This is a genomic window from Sphingobium cupriresistens, from assembly GCF_004152865.1.
Taxonomy (GTDB): domain Bacteria; phylum Pseudomonadota; class Alphaproteobacteria; order Sphingomonadales; family Sphingomonadaceae; genus Sphingobium; species Sphingobium cupriresistens.
On the sequence record NZ_SEOO01000005.1, the window covers coordinates 60,412 to 83,084 of the forward strand.

The 22,673-nt window shown below is 63.6% G+C and carries 22 protein-coding genes; 12 read left to right on the forward strand and 10 right to left on the reverse strand.

What is annotated here, in order from left to right; all coding sequences use genetic code 11:
- Positions 1 to 79 precede the first annotated feature (79 nt).
- Positions 80 to 1,576, reverse strand: coding sequence for an ABC transporter substrate-binding protein (locus EWH12_RS04530; RefSeq protein WP_129925859.1), 1,497 nt, complete (start codon positions 1,574 to 1,576; stop codon positions 80 to 82).
- 144 nt (positions 1,577 to 1,720) lie between these two features.
- Here EWH12_RS04530 and EWH12_RS04535 point away from each other — a divergent pair, with 144 nt between their 5' ends.
- Complete coding sequence (locus EWH12_RS04535; protein WP_129925860.1) at positions 1,721 to 3,154, forward strand: porin; 1,434 nt, start codon at positions 1,721 to 1,723, stop codon at positions 3,152 to 3,154.
- Between the two features lie 126 nt (positions 3,155 to 3,280).
- Here EWH12_RS04535 and rplL read toward each other — a convergent pair whose 3' ends face one another.
- Together rplL and rplJ are read right to left on the reverse strand one after the other, a co-directional pair.
- Positions 3,281 to 3,655 (reverse strand): 50S ribosomal protein L7/L12, encoded by a 375-nt coding sequence (gene rplL, locus EWH12_RS04540; RefSeq protein ID WP_066604579.1) that lies wholly within the window; start codon positions 3,653 to 3,655, stop codon positions 3,281 to 3,283.
- Between the two features lie 72 nt (positions 3,656 to 3,727).
- Positions 3,728 to 4,243 carry a 50S ribosomal protein L10 gene (rplJ, locus tag EWH12_RS04545; protein ID WP_066604577.1) on the reverse strand — a complete coding sequence of 172 codons (516 nt, stop codon included), beginning with the start codon at positions 4,241 to 4,243 and terminating at the stop codon, positions 3,728 to 3,730.
- Positions 4,244 to 5,226: 983 nt separating this feature from the next.
- Here rplJ and EWH12_RS04550 point away from each other — a divergent pair.
- Positions 5,227 to 5,874 (forward strand): LysE family transporter, encoded by a 648-nt coding sequence (locus EWH12_RS04550; RefSeq protein WP_066604575.1) that lies wholly within the window; start codon positions 5,227 to 5,229, stop codon positions 5,872 to 5,874.
- 160 nt (positions 5,875 to 6,034) lie between these two features.
- Here EWH12_RS04550 and EWH12_RS04555 read toward each other — a convergent pair whose 3' ends face one another.
- Complete coding sequence (locus tag EWH12_RS04555; protein WP_066604572.1) at positions 6,035 to 8,140, reverse strand: RelA/SpoT family protein; 2,106 nt, start codon at positions 8,138 to 8,140, stop codon at positions 6,035 to 6,037.
- A 112-nt stretch (positions 8,141 to 8,252) separates the two neighbouring features.
- Here EWH12_RS04555 and EWH12_RS04560 point away from each other — a divergent pair, with 112 nt between their 5' ends.
- The 3 genes from EWH12_RS04560 to EWH12_RS04570 all read left to right on the forward strand — a co-directional run bounded on the left by EWH12_RS04560 (position 8,253) and on the right by EWH12_RS04570 (position 10,716).
- Positions 8,253 to 8,735 carry a winged helix-turn-helix transcriptional regulator gene (locus tag EWH12_RS04560; protein ID WP_066605673.1) on the forward strand — a complete coding sequence of 161 codons (483 nt, stop codon included), beginning with the start codon at positions 8,253 to 8,255 and terminating at the stop codon, positions 8,733 to 8,735.
- Positions 8,736 to 8,812: 77 nt separating this feature from the next.
- Entirely contained in the window at positions 8,813 to 9,919 is a 1,107-nt protein-coding gene (locus tag EWH12_RS04565) for a sensor histidine kinase (protein ID WP_408021498.1), read from the forward strand.
- Positions 9,916 to 10,716: a LytR/AlgR family response regulator transcription factor gene (locus tag EWH12_RS04570; RefSeq protein WP_066604569.1), complete on the forward strand. Its 801-nt coding sequence runs from the start codon at positions 9,916 to 9,918 to the stop codon at positions 10,714 to 10,716. The genes EWH12_RS04565 and EWH12_RS04570 overlap by 4 nt, the downstream gene beginning before the upstream one ends.
- 85 nt (positions 10,717 to 10,801) lie before the next feature.
- On the opposite strand, the gene EWH12_RS04575 is transcribed toward EWH12_RS04570, so the two are convergent.
- On the reverse strand, positions 10,802 to 11,218 hold the full coding sequence (locus tag EWH12_RS04575) for a GtrA family protein (protein WP_066604566.1): 417 nt from the start codon (positions 11,216 to 11,218) through the stop codon (positions 10,802 to 10,804).
- 45 nt (positions 11,219 to 11,263) lie between these two features.
- Here EWH12_RS04575 and EWH12_RS04580 point away from each other — a divergent pair, with 45 nt between their 5' ends.
- Positions 11,264 to 13,171 (forward strand): hypothetical protein, encoded by a 1,908-nt coding sequence (locus tag EWH12_RS04580; protein ID WP_129925861.1) that lies wholly within the window; start codon positions 11,264 to 11,266, stop codon positions 13,169 to 13,171.
- Here EWH12_RS04580 and EWH12_RS04585 read toward each other — a convergent pair.
- Both EWH12_RS04585 and EWH12_RS04590 read right to left on the reverse strand, forming a co-directional pair.
- Positions 13,133 to 13,591, reverse strand: coding sequence for a nucleoside deaminase (locus tag EWH12_RS04585; RefSeq protein ID WP_129925862.1), 459 nt, complete (start codon positions 13,589 to 13,591; stop codon positions 13,133 to 13,135). The two genes, EWH12_RS04580 and EWH12_RS04585, sit on opposite strands and share 39 nt — an antisense overlap.
- 41 nt (positions 13,592 to 13,632) lie before the next feature.
- Positions 13,633 to 13,854, reverse strand: coding sequence for a hypothetical protein (locus tag EWH12_RS04590; protein ID WP_066605666.1), 222 nt, complete (start codon positions 13,852 to 13,854; stop codon positions 13,633 to 13,635).
- A 167-nt stretch (positions 13,855 to 14,021) separates the two neighbouring features.
- Between EWH12_RS04590 and rpmB the strand changes: the two genes are divergently transcribed.
- The gene (rpmB, locus tag EWH12_RS04595; RefSeq protein WP_066604556.1) at positions 14,022 to 14,315 is read left to right on the forward strand and encodes a 50S ribosomal protein L28; all 294 of its coding nucleotides are present in this window, start codon (positions 14,022 to 14,024) and stop codon (positions 14,313 to 14,315) included.
- Between the two features lie 163 nt (positions 14,316 to 14,478).
- Here rpmB and EWH12_RS04600 read toward each other — a convergent pair whose 3' ends face one another.
- Positions 14,479 to 15,492: an esterase-like activity of phytase family protein gene (locus tag EWH12_RS04600; RefSeq protein ID WP_129925863.1), complete on the reverse strand. Its 1,014-nt coding sequence runs from the start codon at positions 15,490 to 15,492 to the stop codon at positions 14,479 to 14,481.
- A gap of 190 nt (positions 15,493 to 15,682) precedes the next feature.
- Between EWH12_RS04600 and EWH12_RS04605 the strand changes: the two genes are divergently transcribed.
- Positions 15,683 to 16,102, forward strand: coding sequence for a glycine zipper 2TM domain-containing protein (locus EWH12_RS04605; RefSeq protein ID WP_066604552.1), 420 nt, complete (start codon positions 15,683 to 15,685; stop codon positions 16,100 to 16,102).
- Between the two features lie 62 nt (positions 16,103 to 16,164).
- Here the strand turns inward: EWH12_RS04605 and EWH12_RS04610 are convergent, their stop codons facing one another.
- Together EWH12_RS04610 and EWH12_RS04615 are read right to left on the reverse strand one after the other, a co-directional pair.
- Positions 16,165 to 16,407, reverse strand: coding sequence for a hypothetical protein (locus EWH12_RS04610; protein WP_066604551.1), 243 nt, complete (start codon positions 16,405 to 16,407; stop codon positions 16,165 to 16,167).
- 79 nt (positions 16,408 to 16,486) lie between these two features.
- Positions 16,487 to 16,702 (reverse strand): hypothetical protein, encoded by a 216-nt coding sequence (locus EWH12_RS04615; protein ID WP_037491279.1) that lies wholly within the window; start codon positions 16,700 to 16,702, stop codon positions 16,487 to 16,489.
- A gap of 239 nt (positions 16,703 to 16,941) precedes the next feature.
- On the opposite strand from EWH12_RS04615, the gene EWH12_RS04620 reads away from it, so the two are divergent.
- From EWH12_RS04620 to metH, 4 genes are all read left to right on the forward strand, one after another.
- On the forward strand, positions 16,942 to 17,913 hold the full coding sequence (locus EWH12_RS04620) for an ArsR/SmtB family transcription factor (protein WP_129925864.1): 972 nt from the start codon (positions 16,942 to 16,944) through the stop codon (positions 17,911 to 17,913).
- Positions 17,910 to 18,815 carry a methylenetetrahydrofolate reductase gene (gene metF, locus EWH12_RS04625; protein ID WP_066604548.1) on the forward strand — a complete coding sequence of 302 codons (906 nt, stop codon included), beginning with the start codon at positions 17,910 to 17,912 and terminating at the stop codon, positions 18,813 to 18,815. The genes EWH12_RS04620 and metF overlap by 4 nt, the downstream gene beginning before the upstream one ends.
- Positions 18,816 to 18,909: 94 nt before the next feature.
- Positions 18,910 to 19,956 carry a homocysteine S-methyltransferase family protein gene (locus EWH12_RS04630; RefSeq protein ID WP_129925865.1) on the forward strand — a complete coding sequence of 349 codons (1,047 nt, stop codon included), beginning with the start codon at positions 18,910 to 18,912 and terminating at the stop codon, positions 19,954 to 19,956.
- Positions 19,957 to 20,043: 87 nt separating this feature from the next.
- Positions 20,044 to 22,656, forward strand: a complete 2,613-nt coding sequence (metH, locus tag EWH12_RS04635) for a methionine synthase (RefSeq protein ID WP_129925866.1) — start codon at positions 20,044 to 20,046, stop codon at positions 22,654 to 22,656.
- The last annotated feature ends 17 nt before the right edge of the window (positions 22,657 to 22,673 follow it).

Here is a 22,673-nt window from a genome sequence, read left to right on the forward strand (position 1 = left end):
CTTGCCCGATATTGGATGGGCGCCTGATTGACATACGCGCCCGACCCCCAGGGGGTTCATCGCGCGCACGGTCAAACGCCTAATTGGTAGTGCGGAAGAGATGGTTCAATGGGTGACGCGCGCGGGCGGAGGGCTGGAATCCGGTCAGCCGCTTGGCGACCAGCGACCAGCGTACCGGCGCGCCGAGCGGGATATAGCCGTCATGCGCGACCATCTGGGCTTCGGCTTGCGCGAAGCGGGCGGCGCGCTCCTCGGCTGAACTGGCGAGGCTGGCGGCCTGAAGCTGGGCGTCGGCCACGTCGCTGCAATGGATCTTGCGGGCGCAGCCGATGCGGCCGAGATACCAGAGGGCGCTGTCATAGGCGGCCACTTCGTCGATCAAGCGCAGGTCCGCATCCGCGGTGGTGGCGACGCGCCGAGCAGGCAGCCCGATGGCGGCAAGATCGCGCTGCAGCAGGCCAAACAGCAGCGTGGCGCCCGGACCGGTCGGCAGGGCGATGCGGAGCGGCGGAGGGTCGCCATTGTCGGCGCGCCAGCGGGTGACGCTCGCCCCTGCTTGCGCGCGGCGCTGTTCCACCGACAGCCCCGCCCAGGCCGGATCGCTGGGCACCCGTCCCAGATCCATCGGATCGGGCAGGATGCGTTCGCTGGTCGCCCAGCCGCCCAGGGGGAACAGCGCGGGCAATTGGCTGCGATCGATACTCATGTTGATGGCGGCGCGGATCGCGGCGTCGTCCAGCAGCTTGCCGCGGCTGGTCACGGCCAGGCCCAGCAAACCACGCACAGGATCGATCCGCACATTGTCGCGGTCGATCCCCGCCGGCACCAGCAACGGCAGATCGGTGAAGCGGCCGCCCAGCACCAGCGCGGCGTCGCCTTCGCGAAACCGGATGATCGCCAGCGCCGCCCGTTCGGCGCGCAGGACGCGCGTCTGCCAGGGCGGAACCGGCTCATCCGCCGCCACGTCGTCGCCGCTGTTGCGGTCGATCGGCGTCAGGAACTGGGCATTGCCCTGCGTTCGGCGGCGGTAAGGGCCGGTGCCGCCATCACGCGACAGCACCGCCATTTGCGGCTGGGCCAGCATTTGCAGCACATAGGGGCGTGGCGCGGCCAGGCGAATTTCGATCACCTCGCCGGTCATCGGCACCACCGCCTGCACCGCGTCCAGCGGGCCGTCGGGATCAAGGCGGCGCAGCGATTCGATCCGCGCCATCAGCATCCTGGCGACGTCGGGGGCGGTGACCCGCGCGCCATTGGCCCAGAATGCGCGACGCAGGCGAAAAATATAGCTGCGACCGCCATCCTCGACGATCCAGCGCTGGGCCAGCGCCGGCAATATCTCGCCACCCGCATCGAAGGCGACCAGCCCTTGCGCCGTCGCCTCCAGAATGAGCTTGGCGCCCGGATCGGGCAGGTGCGCCAGCGGTTTCGCAAAATCGTCGCGATCGCCCATTACGCTGACGACGACAGGATCGCGGCCCTCATCGGAACAGCCGCCCACCAGCAGGGCCAGTCCCGCCACCGCGATCAGGGCGGCGCGGCGGCAGGCGATAGGGAAGGGCGGAACAGCGAACATGATGTTCAGGGACTTAGCCCGGCGAAACCGCGCCGCCAACCGGCGATCGGATCAAAAAGCGACTGTCACAAAAGAGACATGAGATAGACGCCAAGATGTAACTAAAGTTTCATACGGGCGTCGCGGAACAGGAAAGGTATAGGTATGACGCTCCGACTGCGACTGGCTGGCGGCACCGCGCTGGCGCTGCTGATGATACATATGCCGGTGGCGGCGCAGGCGCAAAGCAGCGCCGATTTGCAGCGCCAGATCGACGCGCTCAGGGCCCAGGTGGAGGCGCTGACCGCGGCGCTGGCCGCGGGCCAGAGCGCGCAACCTGTCGCTGTTGCGCCGGCGTCCGCGCCGGCATCGTCCGCCACGCCGGTCGCGCTCGCCGCGTCGATCGCGCCGCCGGCCATCCCGGCATCGTCCGCCGCGCCAAAGGCCAAGGCCTGGTATGAAAAGCTGTCGCTGCGCGGCTATACCCAGATGCGCTATAATGGCTTCCTGTCCGGTGACGATACGGCGGCGGCGGGCGTATCGCGCCTGCGGTCGGTGCATGACAGTTCGATTTCGGATCGCGGCGGCTTTTCGCTCCGTCGGGCGCGGCTGGTGCTCCAAGGCGATGTCTCCGATCGCGTCTCGCTATACCTCCAGTCCGACTTCGCGACCGCCGTCAACAATCAGGCGGGCACGGAGCGGCGCGAGGGTTTCGCCCAGTTGCGCGACGCCTATGCCGATGTGTTCCTCGACAAAGAAAAGAGCCTGCGCCTGCGCTTTGGCCAGTCCAAAGTGCCCTATGGCTGGGAGAATATGCAGTCATCGTCCAACCGGCTGACGCTGGACCGCAGCGATGCGATCAACAGCGCAGTGCCCAGCGAGCGCGATCTGGGCGTGGTGGGCTATTATACGCCGCCGTCGGTGCAGAAGATCTGGGACCGGCTGGGGCATGACGGTCAGAAGCTGTTCGGCAATTATGGCGCCTTTGGCGTCGGCGTGTTCAACGGGCAGGGCACCAACCGGACCGAGCAGAATCGCGGGCTGATGAAGGTCGCCTTTGCGACCTGGCCGTTCGCGCTGGACGGGCTGGGCGATGCGTTTGAAGGGCAGGTGTTCGAAATCGGCGGGTCGGCGATGCTGAACAAGGTGCAGCCCGAATTGCGCAGCGGGGCGGTCAGCACGATCGCCTATGAGGATAATCGCGTCGGCCTCCACGCCATGCTCTATCCGCAGCCTTTCGGCATCCAGGCCGAATGGAATTGGGGCAAGGGACCGGAATATGACCGCGACAGCCTGTCCATTGAAACGAAGAAGCTGCGCGGCGGCTATGTCCAGATGATGTATCGCCTGCCGACGGACTCGGTCGGCGCGCTGATGCCCTATGGCCGTTGGCAACATTATCGCGGCGGGTGGAAGGCCAGCACCAACGCGCCGCGCCTGGAAACCGACGAGTTCGAACTGGGCCTGGAATGGCAGCCGTGGAAGGCGCTGGAATTCACGGTCGCTTATGCCCGGATGAAGCGCGCCGAAGCCGACGAACGGCGCACCGGCCGCGCCGAAGGCGACCTGATCCGTACCCAGGTGCAATGGAATTACTGACCGGCGAGGCATCGCCCCAACCCCAGCACATAAAAAGGGCGACACCCATAACAAGGTGTCGCCCTTTTTCGTCCGGCCGGAGCCGGATCGGCCGCCCCGCAGCTTGTGACTGCGGGGCGTTTTCGATTACTTCAGCTCGACGGTCGCGCCAGCTTCTTCAAGCTGCTTCTTGACCTTCTCGGCTTCTTCCTTGTTCACGCCTTCCTTGACGGCCTTGGGAGCCGATTCGACCAGCGACTTGGCTTCGGTCAGGCCCAGGCCGGTGATGGCGCGGACTTCCTTGATGACGTTGATCTTCTTGCCACCGTCGCCGGTCAGGATCACGTCGAATTCGGTCTGCTCTTCAGCAGCCGGAGCAGCGGCGCCAGCGGCCGGGCCAGCGACGGCGACGGCGGCAGCGGCGCTAACGCCCCACTTTTCTTCCAGAGCCTTCGACAGCTCGGAAGCTTCGAGAACGGTGAGGGCCGAAAGCTGTTCGACCAGAGCGTTGATGTCTGCCATTTTTCTAGTTCCTTGATTGGGGCCAAGCGCCCCGTCAGATTGGGTTCAAAGATGTTCCGGGTGAAGGTCGGCTTACGCCGCTTCCTTCTCCGCATAGGCGTTGAAGACGCGCGCCAGCTGCGCTGCCGGTGCCTGGGTGACGGTTGCGAGCTTGGTAGCCGGAGCGACGATAAGGCCGACCAGCTTTGCACGCAGTTCATCCAGCGACGGCATCGATGCCAGGGACTTGACGCCCTCCGCATCGAGCAGCATTTGCCCCATCGCGCCGCCAACGATCTCAAGCTTGTCGTTGGTCTTCGCGAAATCGACCGCAACCTTGGCGGCTGCGACCGGGTCGGCCGAGGTGGCGAGGCCAACGGGACCGGTCAGCAGGTCGCTGAGCGGGCCATAGGCCGTGCCATCAAGGGCGATACGGGCGAGGCGGTTCTTCGTAACCTTGTAGGTGGCGCCCGCGTCGCGCATCTTCTGGCGCAGGACAGTCGATTGTGCGACGGTCATGCCGAGGTTGCGGGTCACGACGACCACGCCAACTTCTGCCAGCTCTGCGTTGAGCGCGGAAACGACCTCAGCTTTCTGATTACGATCCATGCCATTACTCCACTTCATGTCCGCGCCGCTTGCACGGGCGAACGACTAAACCCACGCCGAAGGCATGGGGCACTAAGTCCGAGGGGAGAGATCGACTGGCCCGCATCCATCAAGGAACAGGCAGACCCGAATCGGGTGCATGACCCGTTCGGCAAAGAACTTTTCCCCGTCTAGGCTGGAGATTAAGAAGGGCAGATCCCTTCACCAACTGTCTCGGACGGTGAACCCCGAAGGGTTCGCTGCGGGCGCCTTTATGGGAAAAGGGGCGGGATGTCACGCGGAAAGTGGCGTGGGGCGGGGGTGTGGGGCGTTGGCCGCGGGTCACAGCGGGGCGCTGGCGGCGAAGTTCACACCGTTGTCGGGGTGTGGCGACGCAAAATGTGGAAAAATAAGGCGGCGGGGTAACTGGAAAGCCGCTGTTGGGGCACAGGTGGGTATGGATGACGCGCCTGTTGCGCGTGTGTTGGGTCACGATCGGGTCATAGTGGCGCGCCGATGATGCGCCTTGGTCCGGGTGCGGCGACGGGCCGGGCGGGGAGCGGCTAGGTGATATGCCCCGCGCCTTCCCGCTGGTCCCGCGCTACGAACAGCATGGAATCAGGCGCCGGTCTTACAAGGGATATGGAATCCTCTACTCCGTCGAACCGGACCGCATCTTCATTCACCGGATCATCGGTCCGGAACAGGATCACGACGCCGCTTTGCAACTGAATTGAGTGTATGTTGGATGTTGCCGAATGACGACAACACCTGTTTGTCGGGCAACTGGCTACCGAAACTCCCTAGCCGCTTGGCAGGACGCCTTTCACATGGCATCTGTTGTGACCATGACGCTTCCAATTTCGAACTTTAGCGCAGTTTGGTGCCGCTTCCTGTAGGGAGCGGCTTGTCGTCATTTATCTGCGACCATCGCCGCCGTGCCGGGGCGAATGGTTTAATCTCTGAACGTCACCTGTTGCGGCGGCCCTTAAAGGGAAAGCCCCATGACGTTTTCAGCCCTCGCCGTCATTCTGATCTATGCCGTCGCGGTCCCTCTGCCGGGGCCAAGCTTCGTTGCGGTATCGCGCGCCACTATCGCCAACGGAAGGATGGTCGGTGCGTGTGCCGCACTGGGCGTGACACTCGCCGCCGCAATATATGCCGTATCAGCATTACTCGGCATAAGCGCCCTGCTGACGGCATTTCCTTGGGTTATCACCATGATCCAGATCGGTGGCGGCATTTACCTCATTACTCTCGGCGCAGCCCTTCTTCGATCGCATTTTAGGGCGGCAGATAACACCTTGGAACCATCGCAGCATAGCCGGTCGAACATTGACACCGCGAGATTGAAGGACGCTCTTTCAAAAGGCTTCGCCGTGACAATCGGGAACCCAAAAATGGCCGTATTCTTCTTCGGTCTGTTCGCTCCGGTAGCGGGACAAGCCGTCCCCACAGAGATACGCCTCATGGTGTTGCTGGGGATTATCGCCGTTGACCTGATCTATCATCAACTGCTCGCGCAGTTCATGGCTTTCATGGCGCAGTCCGATGGCGCACGGCATCTCACCTACTGGCTCGATGCTGTCGCAGGCGCGCTGATGGCCATCTTTGGTGGCGGCCTTCTGTTTAGCGCCATAGGTATCACATGATGACGACAATCACATGTAGCCGTCAGCGGCGCACGCGATTTCCTGAAATTCCTAACGAATGGCAGGATAAATCCCGATTCTGAACCAGAGATTGTGCGGAAATCACCGTCGGGTTGTATATATGCGCGACAACCCTTCTAAGGAAGTTTTTCGTCGCCCCCTAAACCCGATCCGCCTGCACCACGACATCAATGGCGCGCAGCGCCGACAAGATCCGGTTCAGATGCTGGGCGTCGGCGACTTCCAGGTCGATGACGTCGGTGTGGAACGGGCCTTCGCGGTTCACCAGTTGCAGGTTCAAAATATTCGCCTTGGTCGCGCCGAAGAGGTTGGCGACGGCGGCCAGCGCGCCGGGCTGGTTCTTGACGATGACGGAGAGGCGGGCGGTGCCGCCCTTCGACTTGCCGTCCCAGGCCAGGTCGATCCAGTCGTCATCCTGCTCCACCTCCAGCGACCGGCAGTCGATGGTGTGAACCTCGATCGGTTCGCCGGTGCGGCGCACGCCGACGATGCGGTCGCCGGGGACGGGATGGCAGCAATCGCCCAGATGATAGGCGATGCCCGGCGTCAGGCCGCGGATCGAGACGGGTTCATGCTGGCGGGGATGCGCCTCCTCCATGCCCTGCGCGCTGGTGGAGCCGGGCATCAGCGCCTCCATGACTTCGGAATCGAGCAGGCGATGCGTGGCGATCGCGACCATCAGCGAGGCCCGGTCGTCCAGCTTCAGCCGCTTCAGCGCAGCGGTCAGCGCCTTGTCGCCCAGTTCCCTGGCGAGGTCGGGGGAGAAGCGACCGATGATTTCCTCATAGAGTTTTTCGCCAAGCTTGATCTCCTCGCCGCGCTGCTTCTGGCGGATGTAGCGGCGGATGGCGGCGCGGGCCTTGCCGGTGATGGCGAAGGTGAGCCAGCCCGGTTGCGGCTCCTGCCCTTCGGATTTCAGGATTTCGACCTGGTCGCCATTTTCAAGGGAGGTGCGCAGCGGCACGACGCGGCCGTTGACCTTGGCCCCGACGGTCTGGTTGCCGAGCGAGGTGTGGACGGCATAGGCGAAATCGACCGGGGTCGACCCCTTGGGCATCTGGTGCAGCTCCCCCTTGGGCGAGAAGGCGAAGATGCGGTCCTGATACATGGCCATGCGGGTATGTTCGAGCAGTTCGTCGGCGTCCTGGCTCTGTTCCAGTATTTCGACGAGATCGCGCAGCCAGGCGGCATGATGGTCGGTGGCGTCGCCCTTCTGCTTATAGGCCCAGTGCGCGGCGAGGCCCAGTTCGGCGTCATTATGCATGTCGCGGCTGCGAATCTGCACCTCGATCCGGGCATTGTCCTGATGGATGACGGTGGTGTGCAGCGACTGGTAGCCGTTGCGCTTGGGCGTGGAGATATAATCCTTGAAGCGGCCGGGGACCATCTTGAAGGTCTGGTGGATGATGCCGAGCGCGTGGTAGCAGGCCTCATGGCTGTCGGTGATGACGCGGAAGGCCATGACGTCGGTCAGTTGTTCGAAGCTGATATGGCGTTCCTGCATCTTCTTCCAGATAGAGAAGGGGTGTTTTTCGCGGCCCGACACGCTGACCGACATGCCCTTGCCCGCCAGCAGCAATTGCAGTTCCGCGCCGATCCGGTCGACCTTGTCATGGCCGCCTTCCTTGAGCTGTTCCAGCCGCCTGGTGATGCTGGCATAGGCTTCCGGCTCGATCTCGCGGAAGGCGAGCAGCTGCATCTCGCGCATGAAGTCGTACATGCCGATGCGTTCGGCCAAGGGCGCGTAGATATCCATCGTCTCGCGCGCGATGCGGCGGCGCTTGTCAGGATTTTTGATGAAGTGCAGCGTGCGCATATTGTGCAGCCGGTCGGCGAGCTTGACCAGCAGCACGCGGATATCGTCCGACATGGCGAGGAGGAATTTGCGGAGATTTTCCGCGGCCCGCTCATTTTCGGACATGGCCTCGATCTTCGACAGCTTGGTGACGCCATCGACCATGCGGGCGACATCCTTGCCGAACGCGCTTTCGATCTCCTCATAGGTGACCAGCGTATCTTCGATTGTGTCGTGCAGCAGCGCGGTGACGATCGTCTGGTCGTCCAGGTTGAAATCGGTCAGGATGCCCGCCACCTCGATCGGGTGACTGAAATAGGGATCGCCGCTGGCGCGCTTCTGGGAGCCGTGCTTCTGGACCGAAAAGACATAGGCGCGGTTGATCATCGCTTCGTCCGCATCGGGATCGTAGCGCTTTACCCGTTCGACAAGTTCATATTGGCGTAGCATCGTTTCCCGATTGTGTTGGAAGACCCTTGTCGTGCAACAAAAAAATCCCATCTTGCACGAATTAGGCGGCGATTTTGCAACGCTGAAAGCTTTGCGCTATGCGGGGCGACATATGAAACATAATCTGGCCCAGGATCTGGAACAATGCGCGCTGCCGAGCGCGCTGGAAATGATGGGTGAACGCTGGTCGTTCCTGATCCTGCGCGGCGCCTTGTCAGGCATCCGCCATTTCGAGGAATTCCAGTCGACGCTGGGGATTGCGCGCAACATCCTGGCCAATCGGCTCGCCCGGCTGGTCGAGAACGGGATTTTGGTGCGCGAGCCGATGCAGTGCGACCGGCGAAAGGTCGAATATCGGCTGACCGAGAAAGGGCAGGGGCTGGCCCCCGCCATGATCGCGCTGCGCCAGTGGGGCGAGCGATGGGGCTGCGGCACGCCCGCGTGCCAGGTGCTGGCGGACAAGCGCGATGGCCAGCCAATCCGCCCGATCGGCATATTGGCGCATGACGGCCGCACGCTGGACCTGTCCGACCTGGTCTGGCTGTGCACCGACGAGGTGACGCCGATGACCGAAGAGCCGGCCGCGGCGGCCTGAGTCGCGCCAGCGACACGGGCGCTCTCAAACCCGCTTTGACCGCAGGCCCAAATCGCCTAAGCCTGCACGCAATGTCCGTGACCGTGCCCCGCATCAAGCCTCAGCCCTTTTTCGCTGACAAGAACCGCGCCTTCTGGAATTTGCAGTCGGTCGGATGGGCCGGCGCTTTCCTGCTGCGCGGCTCCTCCACCATCGCCAATGGCCAGCCGCTCTCCAGCCTGGTGCCGGTGCTGATTTCGACCGTCACCGGCTATTCGGTGACGCTGCTGATCGCGGTGATGTTTCGGTTTCTGGTCAAGAAACGGCCGATCGTGACCTGGGGCGTGTCGATCGTCACCGTGGTCGCGGCGGCAGGGCTGGTCGCGTTCATCGACGCCTGGGTCTTTTCGACGCAAAACCGGGGGAGCGAGACGGCGGGGCTGCAACTGTTCCTGGGCGCTTTCTATCTGTCGATGACGCTGCTGGGCGCCTGGTCGGCGCTTTATTATGCGATCAATTTCTACCTGACGGTCGAGGAGCAGGCGGACCAGTTGCTGCTGCTGGAAAATCAGGCGGCCAATGCGCAACTGGCGATGCTTCGCTATCAGCTTAACCCGCATTTCCTGTTCAATACGCTCAACAGCATATCGACGCTGGTGCTGCTGAAACAGACGGACCGGGCGAATGCGATGCTGTCGCGGCTCTCCTCCTTCCTGCGCTACACGCTGATCAACGAGCCGACGGCGCAGGTGACGATCGAGCAGGAGATCGAGACGCTGAAACTCTATCTGGAGATTGAGAAGATGCGGTTCGAGGAGCGGTTGCGCCCATCCTTCATCATCGATCCGGCGGTGGCGCAGGCGCGCCTGCCTTCGCTGCTGCTGCAACCGCTGGTCGAAAATGCGATCAAATATGCGGTCACGCCCAAGGAAGAGGGCGCCGAAATCGCGGTCAGCGCGCAGCCTGCCGGGGATAATGTCCGGATCGTCGTATCGGACAGCGGGCCGGGATTGAACGAAAGCGGAATCAGGCCGCACATCCCGATGAGCGAGGGGACGGGGATTGGCCTGCCGAACATCCGGGACCGGTTAATTCAGGCCTTCGGGGAACGACAGCGCTTCGAAACGCGTTCCACGCCGGGCGGATTTTCGGTCATCATCGAAATTCCGCTGAATATGGATGAAACATCGAAAGTGGCCGCATGACCATCAGAACAATCCTCGTCGATGACGAAAGCCTGGCCATTCAAGGGCTTGCGCTGCGTCTGCAAGCGCATGAGGATGTCGACATTATCGAAACCTGCAATAACGGCCGCGAAGCCATCCGCGCCATCAAGACGCATAAACCCGACCTTGTGTTCCTTGATATCCAGATGCCCGGTTTTGACGGCTTTTCCGTCGTCCAGGGTTTGATGGAGGTGGAGCCGCCGCTCGTCATCTTCTGCACCGCCTATAGCGATCATGCGATCCGCGCGTTCGAGGCGCAGGCGGTCGATTATCTGATGAAGCCGGTGGACGAAGGCCGCCTGGCCGATGCGCTCGACCGGGTGCGCCAGCGGCTGAACGAAAAGCGGCAGGTGCAGGAGATCGAGAAGCTGCGCGAGGTGCTGGCCGAGGTCGCGCCGCAGGCGATGACCGATTTCGCCGCCGATGACGATGCGCCTGCGTCCAACCGCTTCGAAAAGCTCATCAACATCAAGGATCGCGGCCAGATTTTCCGCGTCGATGTCGATTCGATCGAGCGGATCGATGCGGCGGGCGACTATATGTGCATTTACACCGCCGACAATAGCCTGATCCTGCGTGAGACGATGAAGGATCTGGAAAAGCGGCTCGACCCGCGCAATTTCCAGCGCGTCCATCGTTCGACCATCGTGAATTTGTCCCAGGTGCGGCAGGTCAAGCCGCACACCAATGGCGAATGTTTCCTGGTGCTGGAAAGCGGCGCGCAGGTGAAGGTCAGCCGGTCGTACCGCGATGTGGTGGCGCGGTTCGTGCATTGAATTAGGGCTGCCGTGTTCCCGCGCAGGCGGGAACCCAGTCCTACCGTATGAACTGGGTTCCCGCCTGCGCGGATATCGGGCGGTGTTACTTAAACACCCATTGTCGGTTCAACCCGAACATGACGGCGGGCGTGACGAAGACCATGGCGGGGATGGGCGACCATTCGGGCCAGTGCATATGGGTGACGCATAGATAGACCCAAAGCGCGTTCAGCGCGTAGCTGATGAGCGACACCGCCACGAACTTCGCGCCGCGCGCGGCATGGTTCGCTTCCCCGCCATGGCCGCGGAAGGTGAAGAGGCTGTGGCTGACATAGCCGATGGCGACCGCGGCGGCATAGCCGATCAGGTTGGCGACTTGCGGATGGAAGCCGGCCAGCGCGGCGAGGCACCAGTAGATCGCCGCCTGGCAGGCGGTGACGAACAGGCCGGTCACGCCATAGCGGACGATCTGCCAGAACAGCGCGCCATGCTCCGCATAATATCGTTGCAGGATTTTCATGCAGCTCCCCGTTGCGCTTTGGTTCGCAGCCTCTAATCCACAGCCATGACCTTGCATAGTCGCGACACCCTGTGCGCCCGCGCCCTTCACTGGACGGCGTTCCTGACCGCTTACGCCCAGCGGCACTGGAAATGGCTGACCCTGCTGATCTGGATCGTGATCGCGATGACTATGGTCGCGACCCGCTGGTCCGCCATCCACTGGCTGGTGCTGGGCGATACAGACGACAATATCCGCTATGCGCAGGTGAAGGACTGGCTGGCGGGCCAAGGCTGGTATGATCTGCGCCAATATCGGCTCGATCCGCCGGGCGGGGCGAACATCCACTGGTCGCGGCTGGTCGACTTGCCGATCGCGGGCCTGATCCTCTTCTTTCGCGCCTTCGTCGATCAGGGGCTGGCCGATCGGCTGGCCTGCGGGATCGCGCCGCTGCTGCCGCTGCTGCTTCTGATGCTGAGCCTGGGTTTTATCGGGCGGCGGCTGGCGGGGCCTAACGGCTGGCTGCTGGCGGTGCTGGCGCCGTTGGCCGCGCAGATGGGGCTGGGCATGTATGCGCCGATGCGGATCGACCATCATGGCTGGCAACTGGCGCTGGCGGTGACGATGCTGGCGGGGGTGATCGACGCCAACCGGCTGCGCGGCGGCGTGATGGCGGGGGTCAGCAGCGCGCTTTCGATCGCCATCGGCATGGAGATGATCGTCTATCTGGCGGCGGGCGGCGGGTTGATCGCGCTGCGCTGGGTGTTCCGGCCGGGAGCGGAGCGGCGGATGCTGCCTTATGCGCTGAGCCTGGGGGGCGCGACGTCGCTCTGTTATCTGCTGTTCGCCAGCTACGCCAATCGGGGACAAGTGTGCGATGCGCTGTCGCCGATCTGGGTCGCCGTGTTCGGGGCGGCATCGGCGGGCATGGTGCTGCTGTCGCGCCTGCCGTTACGGAGGTGGGCGGCGCGGCTGGCGGCGGGCGCGGTCGTGGGCGGGGCGGCTGGCCTATTCTTTTACCTGAACTGGCCACAATGCCTGTCCCCCTATCAGATTTCGCCGGAGTTGGAGCGGCTGTGGCTCGCCAACATCCGCGAGGCCAAGCCGATCACGGCGCAGGCGCAGAGCATGGTGGTGCCGTTGCTGGCGCTCCCGCTGGCGGGGTTGATCGGGCTGGTCTGGGCGCTGTGGGACGCCCGCCGCGACGGCGAGCGGCTCTGGGCCTGGGCGACGGTCGGGCTGATGATGGTGTTTTCCACTGCGCTGCTCTTTTGGCAGCTACGCGCCGGGCCGGCGGCGCAATTGCTGGCGATCCCGCCTGCCGCCTGGGCCGCGCACCGGCTGATCGCGATGATCGTGATGGGATCGCGCCGAGTGAAGATCGCGGCGGGGGCGGGCGTTGTGTTGCTGGCGGCGATCGCCTTCGCCTATCCGCTCTACCCGCAGGTGGTGAAGCTGTATCAGGAGGCGACGGGAAGGAAGCCCAAGCCCTGGCGGCCGTCGGCGGTTGCTCGGACCGATGCCATCAAGAAGGCGAACGGGCGCTGCCGCACCTTGCCGGCGCTGGCAGTGCTGAACCAGTTGCCGCCGGCGACGATCTTCACCATGGTCGATCTGGGGCCTCGGCTGATCGCGACCACCCATCATAGTGCGCTGGCTGGCCCTTATCATCGCAACGGGGCGACGATATTGGACATCCATCACGCCTATGACGGGCCGGCAGACTCCTTCCGCCCGATCGCGGCCAAGCATCATGCCACCTATCTGCTGGTCTGCCCTAATTTCCCCGAAGGCACGATCTACCAGTCGCGCAGCCCGCGCGGCTTCTATGCCGGGCTGATGCGGGGAACGATCCCGCGCTGGCTGGCGCCGGTGGCGCTCAAGACCGGCATGACATTGCCTTATCAACTCTATCGCATCGACTATGCGAAGCGTTCAGCGCCGGGCGGCGAAGAAGGCGCGCAGCAGCGTTGAGGCTTCGACCTCGGCCAGACCGCCATAGACGTCTGGCCGGTGCAGGCATTGGGGCTGGCCGAAAAGGCGCGGGCCTTGCTCGATGGCGCCGCCCTTGGGGTCCCCGACGGCGTAATAGAGCCGGGCGATGCGGGCGTGGGAGATGGCCCCCGCGCACATCGGACAGGGTTCCAACGTGACCCACAGGTCGCAGCGGGTCAGGCGGAAATCGTTCAGATGGGTCGCCGCCGCGCGCATGGCGACGATTTCGGCATGGGCCGTGGGATCATTGTCGCGACGATTGCGATTTTGCCCCTCGCCGATGATCGCGCCATCCTTCGTCACCACCGCGCCGATCGGCACTTCGCCCGCCGCCTGCGCTTGGGCGGCGAGGTCCAGCGCGCGGCGCATAGGCGCGGGGAGGGGGAAGGGCGGGGCCATAGACCCCCGCCGTTACAGGATCACGGCGCTTGGCGAAAGTATCAGGGCTTTTTGACCGCGACGGTGGGCACTTCGACCGTTTCGTTGCGGGTGCCGACTTCGACCTTGGCGACGTTCGCTTCATATTTGGGTAGCGCGCCTTCCTTGATCGCGATTTCGGGCAGGCGACCCTCGCTGGTTTTCTGAAGGTCGACGAATCCGGTTGCTATCCCTACGCCGACCACGATAAGCGCGATCAGCAACAGTCCGCCGATGAAACGCATATATTCCTCCTATGTCCAATTGGAGGAATGAACGCGGGGGCGGGCGAAATGGTTGCGCAAGCGCCACGATCGGCAGGGTCAAATTTGCGCTCGTGGTTGACGCTGGCCGCGAATCTGTTTATCGGCGCGGCTTTCCGAACGAACCCGAATTCAAAGGTTGATTGACTATGTCGCGCATTTGCGAGCTGACCGGCAAGGGTCGCCAGGTGGGTCACAATGTTTCCCACGCCAATAACAAGACCAAGCGCGTGTTCCTGCCGAACCTGCAGAACGTGTCGCTGATCTCCGAAACCCTGGAAACCAGCGTCAAGCTGCGCGTGTCGACCCATGGTCTGCGTTCGGTCGAACATAATGGCGGCCTGGACAACTGGCTGGTCAAGACCAGCGACGACAAGCTGTCGCTCAAGGCCCGGCGCCTGAAGCGCGACATCGTCAAGAAAAAGGCTGCCGTCGCAGCCTGATTCCCGCGATTCGTTTCGGCATAAGGAGCGGCCTGGCGACAGGCCGCTTTTTTGCGTCGTGTTTTACATGATGCGTGTTCCCGTGCAGGCGGGAACCCAGATTGGCGGTGGGACTGGGTTCCCCCCGACGCGGGAGCACGGAGCGCTTTGATCCAGGTCGCGTCTAACGTGACGGATCGTCGGGAAGCCCAAATTTCAGCAGCTCAAACTTCAGCAACAAAGTGCGTTGGAAAAATTCGTGATTGTCGTCGGAGACGATCCAGATGATCGGGCGGCCGCGTTCCCGGCTGACCGCGATCCCTTCGAAATTATCGGCCAGCAGCGGCGGGGCCAGCCGGGCGAGGGTGCGGGCCTTGAGGTCCGTGCCCGGCTCCAGCTTTTCGGGTAGTTCGACGATCGCGATCGTGGCGGTGAACAGTTGCTCCATCGTCAGGCGGCGGTTGAGTACCAGCAGGTGGCGGTCGTCCAGCGCGACCGCGTCGGTCGGGCGATAGCCGCGCGGCGGGGTGTAGCGCATGTGGATGGGGGCGGGCGTGTCCTTTTCCGCCGGGTCGCTCGCGAACAATAATGTGTCGTGCCGTCCGTCGGGCGTCATTCCCATCTCGCCGATCGCCAGGAAGCGGCCGTCGGGCAGGCGGGCGAGCGATTCGATCGATCCGGTCTTGGGCCAGGCTAGGATTTCGGGCCAGGTCCGGCACGCCTCCACCCGCGCAAAGCCGGGCGCGTAGCGGCAGATCGCCTGTTGCAGTTCGAAGCCCACCCAATAGCGGCCGGTCGCGGGGTCGCGCGTCATGGATTCCGAATCCCAGGCCCACCAAGGGCGATGGCGGTCCTGCGCGCGGACGGGCAGGGGCGCGATGAAGGGATGGCCTTCGCCATCGCCCGGACCGATGTGGAAGCCCATCAATATGCCCGAATCGCTGAGGCCCAGCAGATCGCCTGCGGGCGACACCAGCAGCGATGACAGGCCGCCAAAGCCGGGATTGGCGCTTTTCAACTCCCAACCGCCCAGATAGGCGAGCACGCCGACATGATCCAGAGTCGGATCGATACTGCTGAGCGGCAGCGCGCGCGCGCGCACCAGCAGCGCCCCGGCGGCGACCGTTTCCGGCTTGCTCATATGCGGGGCCGGCAGCAGCAGGACGGCAAGGGCAAGGACGATCAGGATTCGCTGCATCGCGTCCGCCATAGGACATAATAGGGCAGGGCGCAGCAGGGCTGTGACGAGCCGTGGCCGTCTGAACGGCGGCTGTCACCGCCATTCAGGCTCGGCTCAACCCGACTCCTTCATAAAGACGTCAATCGAAGGGCAATGCCGTGTTTTTTCATGCGACCGCCCAAGAGGATGGTAATTGAGGAGCAACGCCATGAAGATGCAATTTCTTGTGAATATGGGAGCCGCTCTGGCGATGGGCGCCGCCTCCCTTGCGGCCGTGACCGCGACCCCGGCAATGGCGCGCGATCATTATTCGCGTGGTTATGACCGCGGCGACTATTATCGCGGATATAATCGCGGCTACCGCGGCGATCGCTATTATCGCGGGTATAATCGTGGCTATCGCGGCGACTATTATCGCAACAGCTATCGCGGCTATCGCGGCGGCTATCGCTGCCGGGACAATGGCACGGGCGGCACCATCATCGGTGCGATCGCCGGCGGTCTGCTGGGCAATGAAGTCGGCCGGAGTTCGGGTCGCTATGGCCGTCGCGGCGACGGCACCACCGGCGCCATCATCGGCGCGGGCGTGGGTGCGCTGGCCGGCCGCGCGATCGACCGAAACTGCTAAGACCCCCGCTGCATTGACCAATCGGGAAGGGCCGTCCTGCAAAGGGCGGTCCTTTTCATGTGTCAGAGCGCAGGCTGTGGCGGCGGTGGGACGCGGTTCCGGTCGGCGCGTGCGGCCGCGACGGCGGCGGGATTGAGACCGGGGTCGCCGCTCCGCGCAGCGCCGGCGCGCGCATCGAGCCGGGCGGCCGCCTCATTGAGCGCTTTGGCCTCACCGGCGCTGACGCCGCCGACGCCATCCTGCGACCCGGAATCGCAAGCCGCCAGCGCGAATGCCACGGCCATGGACAGGAAGATGCGGATCATAGACGGCGCTCCAACGAAAAGGGCCGCGCCTTTGCTGGTGCGACCCCCTTCATAACTTCAAGACCCGAACGGGACCTGATTACATCGCGTTGGCGACGTTGTTGGTCGCGTTCGACGCAGCGTTGGCGGCGTTGTCGGCAGCGTTCAGCGCAGCGTTCATGGCGTTGTCGGCAGCGTTCGACGCGTTCTCGGCCGAATTGGCGGCGTTGTTGGCGGCGTTTTCGGTGCCGCCTGAGCAAGCAGCCAGGCCGAGCGAAGCGGCGAGAACGAGCGAAAGAGCAATCGACTTGGTCATGGGCACAAACCCCTCTCTGAGAAAAACAAATTGCAGACCACTCTCGGAGAAAAGCTCACCCCCCATTGCGCCTGCGCGCCGATTCGTAATGCTTTGAGCGGAGCAAGGCAATCCCATTCATGCGGGCGAAAGGTCGATCCTGCGCCCTTTTGTTGCAGTGCGGTCGAAAAACGCTCGGAACAATGCCCAATCAAATGATCGCATTGACGTATATAAAGATTTCTTTATATGATACCCATATGCAGGCGGCACTCGATATTTTCCGGGCACTTGGCGACCCGACGCGCTTGCGCATCATCCACCTGTTGCGGGCGATGGAGCTGGCGGTGGGGGAGATCGCGCAGGTCGTGGGGCAGAGCCAACCGCGGGTGTCGCGCCATGTTCGCATCCTGGCGGAAGCAGGACTGGTGGAGCGCCGCAAAGAAGGCAATTGGGTGTTCCTGCGGCTGGGCAAGGCGCGGGTGGTCGCGCCTTTCCTGACCCTGTTCGACCGATTGGAGCCGTCCGACAGCGAGGCGTTGTGGCAGGCGGCCGATCTGGCGCGTCTGGCGGCCGTGCGCGCCGACCGCGCGCGCGCTGCCGAAAGCTATTTTGCCGAACATGCCGAGGAATGGGACGCGATCCGCTCGCTTCATGTCGCCGAAGCCGAAGTGGAGGCGGCGATGACCGCGCTGCTGGGCCGCGAACCGATCGGTCATCTGCTCGATATCGGCACCGGCACCGGGCGGATGATCGCATTGTTCGGCGAGGCTGCGCAGCAGGTGACCGCGCTCGATCGCAGCCCGGACATGCTGCGGCTGGCCCGCGCCAAACTGCCGCAGGATGCGGGCGACAAATATGCGCTGTTGCTGGGCGATTTTTCCGCCCTGCCGCTGGAGCCGGGCAGCGCCGATACGGTGGTGCTGCATCAGGTGCTGCATTATGCGCAGGCGCCCGAACTGGTGATCGCCGAAGCCGCGCGCGTGACGGCGTCGAACGGCCGGGTATTGATCGCCGATTTCGCGGCGCATGAACGCGAAGAGCTGCGGCTGCGCGACCAACATGCGCGACTGGGCTTTTCCGACGAGCAGATCGAAAGCTGGTTCGCGCAGGCGGGCCTGGCGCTGGAGCGGGTGGAGACGTTGCCCGGCCAGGAATTGACGGTGCAACTGTGGCTGGGACGGCGCGGGAGCGCGCGCATCCGGCATCAAGACGAACGGATTTCCGCATGACCCTGAATGATCCCGCGGCACCGCTCTATGCGGACCTGGCCGGCGACGCCCGTGTCAGCTTTGAATTCTTCCCGCCCAAAACGGAGAAGATGGAAGCGCAGCTATGGTCGGCGATCGAGACATTGGCGCCGCTGGCCCCCAAATTCGTGTCCGTCACCTATGGCGCGGGCGGCTCCACGCGCGAGCGGACGCATAATACGGTGGCCCGCATCGCCAGCGAAACGCCGCTGGCGGCCGCGGCGCATTTGACCTGCGTCGCGGCGAGCAAGGATGAGATTGGCGAGATTGCCGACGCCTATTGGGACGCGGGCGTGCGCCATATCGTCGCGCTGCGCGGCGATCCGCCAGAGGTGGGCGGGACGTTCGAGCCGCATCCGGACGGGTATAAAAGCGCGGCCGAGCTGGTCGACGGGCTGATGAAGCGGCACTCGTTCGAGATTTCGGTGTCGGCCTATCCCGAAGTCCACCCGGAGGCGGCGAGCGCGCAGAGCGATCTCGATAATCTCAAGCGCAAGCTGGACGCCGGGGCGACCCGCGCGATCACGCAATTCTTCTTTTCGCCCGAAGCCTATTTCCGATTCCTGGACAAGACGGCGGCGGCCGGTATCACGGCCGACATCGTGCCGGGCATCATGCCGGTCAGCAATTTCGCCGCGACCCAGCGCATGGCCGCCATGTGCAACACGCAGGTGCCCAACTGGATGGCGCGTCTGTTCGAAGGGCTGGACGATCATCCCGCCTCGCGCCAACTGGTGTCGGCAACGATTGCAGCGGAACTGTGCCGCAGCCTCTATGCAGGCGGCGTGCGCGACTTTCATTTCTATACGCTCAACCGGGCGGAACTCAGCTTTGCGATCTGTCATCTGCTGGGCCTTCGGGCCAAGGCGGCGGTGGACGCCTGATACGGATTAACCCCCTCCGTTCGGTTCGAGCTTGTCGAGGACTGGTCGCGCGAGGGTTCTCGACAAGCTCGAACCGAACGGGGAGAGGGAGCATATGACTGCCGAAGAAAAATTGCGCCAACTGGCTGCCGACAAGATCCTGATTTTCGATGGCGGATACGGCACGTCGATCCAGAAACATGGGCTGACCGAGGCCGATTATCGCGGCGACCTCGACCTGGCCAAGGACCAGAAGGGCAATAACGACCTGCTGTGCCTGACCCGGCCGGACATCGTGGAGGGCATCCATGCCGCCTATCTGGCGGCCGGCGCGGACATGATCGAGACGAATACCTTCAGTTCGACCAAGATCGCGATGGCCGACTATGGCTGCGAACATCTGGTGTGGGACATCAACATCGCGGCGGCCAAGCTGGCCCGCAGCGCGTGCGAGAAGGCGACGGCGACCGATGGCAAGCCGCGCTTCGTATGCGGTTCGATCGGCCCGACCAACAAGACGCTGTCGATTTCGCCGGACGTGAACGATCCGGCCTATCGCGAGGTCGATTATGATACGCTCAAGGCCGATTATCGCGAACAGTGCGATGCGCTGATCGCGGGCGGCGTGGATTTCCTGCTGGTCGAAACCTGCTTCGATACGCTGAACGCCAAGGCAGCGGGCATGGCCGCGCGCGAGGCGGAGGAGGCGGCGGGCCGTTCGGTGCCGCTGATGCTCAGCTTCACCATCACCGACATGTCCGGTCGCAACCTGTCGGGCCACACGATCAACGCCTTCTGGTATTCGCTGCGCCATTTGAAGCCGCTGACCATCGGCGTGAACTGCGCGTTCGGCGCGGACCTGCTGCGGCCTTATCTCAGCGAACTGTCGAAAAACGCCGACACGCTGATCCTGGCCTATCCCAATGCGGGGCTGCCCAACGAACTGGGGCAATATGACGAACTGCCCGAAACCACCGCGCGGCTGATCCGCGACTGGGTGGATGAGGGGCTGGTCAATATGGTCGGTGGCTGCTGTGGCACGACGCCCGCGCATATCGGCGCGGTGGCGAAGGCGCTGGAGGGGCACAAGCCGCGCTTGGTGCCGGAACTGGAGGTCGTGACGCGGCTTGCGGGGCTGGAGCCGATGCATATCGCCGCCTGAACCCAACCGCCGTTCGTGTCGAGCGTAGTCGAGACACGGGCGGGAATGCTTCTCGACTTCGCTCGAAGCGAACGGACCCTTTGAAACATGACTCAGAAATCCACCGCCACCTTCGTCAATATCGGCGAACGCACCAACGTCACCGGCTCTGCCAAGTTCAAGAAGCTGATCATGGCGGGCGACTATGCCGCCGCGATCGACATCGCGCGCGAGCAGGTGGAGAATGGCGCGCAGATCGTCGACGTCAACATGGACGAGGGGCTGCTCGACGCGGTCGAGGCGATGACGACCTTCCTCAAGCTCATGACGTCGGAACCGGACATCAGCCGCGTGCCGGTGATGATCGACTCTTCCAAATGGGATGTGATCGAGGCGGGCCTGAAATGCGTCAGCGGCAAGCCGATCGTCAATTCGATCAGCATGAAGGAGGGCGAGGAAGCCTTTCTGTTCCATGCCCGCAAATGCATGGCCTATGGCGCGGCGGCGGTCATCATGGCGTTCGACGAGACGGGCCAGGCCGACACGAAAGAGCGCAAGGTCGAGATTTGCGAGCGCGCCTACAAGCTGCTGATGACGATCGGTTTTCCGCCCGAAGACATCATCTTCGATCCCAATATTTTCGCCGTGGCGACGGGGATCGAGGAGCATAACAACTACGGCGTCGATTTCATCGAGGCGTGCCGGGAGATCAAGGCGCGCTGTCCGCATGTCCATATTTCGGGCGGCCTGTCCAACTTCTCCTTCTCCTTCCGTGGCAACGAGCCGGTGCGTCGGGCGATGCACAGCGTGTTCCTCTACCACGCCATTCCCGCCGGCCTCGACATGGCGATCGTCAATGCGGGCCAGCTCGATGTGTATGACACGATCGACCCGGTGCTGCGCAAGGCGTGCGAGGACGTGCTGCTGAACAGCGATCCCGACGCGGGGGAGCGGCTGGTCACGCTGGCCGAAAGCTATCGCGGCAAGGATGCGGCGACCGAAAAGGCGGCGCAGGAATGGCGCGGCTGGCCGGTCGCTAAGCGGCTGGAACATGCGCTGGTCAAGGGCATCGACATGTATGTGGTCGAGGATACGGAGGAAGCCCGCCTTGTCGCCGCCAAGCCGATCGAGGTGATCGAAGGGCCGTTGATGGACGGCATGAACGTGGTCGGCGACCTGTTCGGTGCGGGCAAGATGTTCCTGCCCCAGGTGGTGAAATCCGCCCGCGTCATGAAGAAGGCGGTCGCGCATCTGCTGCCCTTTATCGAGGCCGCCAAGGAGCCGGGCGCCAAGGGCAAGGGCAAGATCATCATGGCGACGGTCAAGGGCGACGTCCATGATATCGGCAAGAATATCGTCGGCGTGGTGCTCCAGTGCAACGGCTTCGACGTGGTCGACATGGGCGTGATGGTGCCGTGGCAGGACATCCTCAAGGCCGCGAACGATCATGACGCCGACATGATCGGCCTGTCGGGCCTCATCACCCCCTCGCTGGACGAGATGGTGACGGTGGCGCAGGAAATGCAGCGCGCGAACATGGTGATGCCGCTGCTGATCGGCGGCGCGACGACATCGCGCGTCCACACCGCGCTGCGCATCGATCCGGCCTTTGCCGGCCCGGTCGTCCATGTGCTGGACGCCAGCCGCGCCGTGGGCGTGGCGACCGCGCTGGTGTCCGAAACGCAGAAGGACGCCTTCGTCGCCAAGACCAAGGATGATTATGAGCATGTCCGCGTCGCCCGCGCGAACAAGGGGCAAAGCGCGCTGGTGCCGATCGAGGACGCCCGCGCCAACGGATTCGAAATCGACGAGAGCCTCAAGGCGCCGCGACCGCGCCTGCCCGGCGTGCATCGCTTCCCGAACTGGGATCTGGCCGATCTGGTCCCCTATATCGACTGGACGCCCTTCTTCCGCGCGTGGGAACTGGCGGGCAATTATCCCGCGATCCTGACCGACGAAGTGGTGGGCGAAAGCGCGTCCAGCCTGTTCGCCGACGCGCAGGCGATGCTGGACAAGATCGTCAAGGATAAATGGCTGACCGCGCGCGGTGTGGCGGGCCTGTGGCCCTGCCGCCGCGCCAATGACATGGGGGGCGACGACATCATCGTCCATGTCGAGGATGAAAAGCATGTCCGCCTGCCGATGCTGCGCCAGCAGATCCAGAAGCGGGAAGGGCGGGCCAATATGTGCCTCGCTGACTTCATCAGTCCTGACGGCGACTGGATGGGCGGGTTCGCCGTGTCGATCCACGGCATCGAGCCGCATCTGGCCCGCTTCAAGAACGCGATCGACGACTATTCGGACATTCTTTTGAAGGCGCTCGCCGATCGCCTCGCCGAAGCCTTCGCCGAGCGGCTGCACCATTATGTCCGCACCGCGCTGTGGGGCTATGCCGAGGGCGAGCAGCTGACCAACGAGGCGCTGATCAAGGAGCAATATCGCGGCATTCGCCCGGCGCCGGGCTATCCGGCCTGCCCGGAACATAGTTTGAAGCCGATCCTGTTCGACATGCTGGATGCCCATCATGCGACCGGCGCGACGCTGACGGAGAGTTTCGCGATGCTGCCGACTGCGGCGGTGAGCGGCTTTTACTTCGGCCATGCCCAGGCCGAATATTTCGGCGTCGCCCGCGTGGGTCGGGACCAGTTGGAAGATTATGCCCAGCGGCGCGGGATCGACCTGGAAACGGCCGAGCGCTATCTGCGTCCCAATCTGGATTAAGATACGAAAAACAACCG

Coding starts and splice junctions, on each gene's coding strand:
- EWH12_RS04530 (WP_129925859.1), bottom strand. CDS start 1,576: ATGTTCGCTGTTCCGCCCTTCCCTATCGCCTGCCGCCGCGCCGCCCTG.
- EWH12_RS04535 (WP_129925860.1), top strand. CDS start 1,721: ATGACGCTCCGACTGCGACTGGCTGGCGGCACCGCGCTGGCGCTGCTG.
- rplL (WP_066604579.1), bottom strand. CDS start 3,655: ATGGCAGACATCAACGCTCTGGTCGAACAGCTTTCGGCCCTCACCGTT.
- rplJ (WP_066604577.1), bottom strand. CDS start 4,243: ATGGATCGTAATCAGAAAGCTGAGGTCGTTTCCGCGCTCAACGCAGAG.
- EWH12_RS04550 (WP_066604575.1), top strand. CDS start 5,227: ATGACGTTTTCAGCCCTCGCCGTCATTCTGATCTATGCCGTCGCGGTC.
- EWH12_RS04555 (WP_066604572.1), bottom strand. CDS start 8,140: ATGCTACGCCAATATGAACTTGTCGAACGGGTAAAGCGCTACGATCCC.
- EWH12_RS04560 (WP_066605673.1), top strand. CDS start 8,253: ATGAAACATAATCTGGCCCAGGATCTGGAACAATGCGCGCTGCCGAGC.
- EWH12_RS04570 (WP_066604569.1), top strand. CDS start 9,916: ATGACCATCAGAACAATCCTCGTCGATGACGAAAGCCTGGCCATTCAA.
- EWH12_RS04575 (WP_066604566.1), bottom strand. CDS start 11,218: ATGAAAATCCTGCAACGATATTATGCGGAGCATGGCGCGCTGTTCTGG.
- EWH12_RS04580 (WP_129925861.1), top strand. CDS start 11,264: ATGACCTTGCATAGTCGCGACACCCTGTGCGCCCGCGCCCTTCACTGG.
- EWH12_RS04585 (WP_129925862.1), bottom strand. CDS start 13,591: ATGGCCCCGCCCTTCCCCCTCCCCGCGCCTATGCGCCGCGCGCTGGAC.
- EWH12_RS04590 (WP_066605666.1), bottom strand. CDS start 13,854: ATGCGTTTCATCGGCGGACTGTTGCTGATCGCGCTTATCGTGGTCGGC.
- rpmB (WP_066604556.1), top strand. CDS start 14,022: ATGTCGCGCATTTGCGAGCTGACCGGCAAGGGTCGCCAGGTGGGTCAC.
- EWH12_RS04600 (WP_129925863.1), bottom strand. CDS start 15,492: ATGCAGCGAATCCTGATCGTCCTTGCCCTTGCCGTCCTGCTGCTGCCG.
- EWH12_RS04605 (WP_066604552.1), top strand. CDS start 15,683: ATGAAGATGCAATTTCTTGTGAATATGGGAGCCGCTCTGGCGATGGGC.
- EWH12_RS04610 (WP_066604551.1), bottom strand. CDS start 16,407: ATGATCCGCATCTTCCTGTCCATGGCCGTGGCATTCGCGCTGGCGGCT.
- EWH12_RS04615 (WP_037491279.1), bottom strand. CDS start 16,702: ATGACCAAGTCGATTGCTCTTTCGCTCGTTCTCGCCGCTTCGCTCGGC.
- EWH12_RS04620 (WP_129925864.1), top strand. CDS start 16,942: ATGCAGGCGGCACTCGATATTTTCCGGGCACTTGGCGACCCGACGCGC.
- metF (WP_066604548.1), top strand. CDS start 17,910: ATGACCCTGAATGATCCCGCGGCACCGCTCTATGCGGACCTGGCCGGC.
- EWH12_RS04630 (WP_129925865.1), top strand. CDS start 18,910: ATGACTGCCGAAGAAAAATTGCGCCAACTGGCTGCCGACAAGATCCTG.
- metH (WP_129925866.1), top strand. CDS start 20,044: ATGACTCAGAAATCCACCGCCACCTTCGTCAATATCGGCGAACGCACC.